Here is a 251-nt window from a genome sequence, read left to right as displayed (position 1 = left end):
CCGGGAACGGTCAACCGCACCGTAACCAAGCCGGAAGTGGTTGAAGAGACCACAGCCCCTGTTTCTGCCGATCCTGAGCCTACTCAGGAAACCGTAACGGAAGCAGAGCCGGAAACCACGGCTGAAGTTGCTGCGAACGAAGAACCGCCATTCGACATGGATGCAGCAAAGGAAGAAGTTACCGAAGAAGCTCCTTCCGAAGAAGCAGCAGCAGCACCGAAGACCGGTTCGCTGTTCGCATCGCTGGCTCG

The 251-nt window shown here is 57.4% G+C and carries 1 pseudogene; it reads left to right on the top strand.

Annotation, left to right across the window (positions count from 1 at the left end):
- Positions 1-251: pseudogene (locus RMT89_RS44465) on the top strand (hypothetical protein); the annotation flags it as partial.

The organism is Streptomyces sp. P17, assembly GCF_032436805.1.
Lineage (GTDB): Bacteria > Actinomycetota > Actinomycetes > Streptomycetales > Streptomycetaceae > Streptomyces.
The sequence above is the reverse complement of the archived record's forward strand: the minus strand, read 5'-3'. Positions and strand labels throughout refer to the sequence as shown.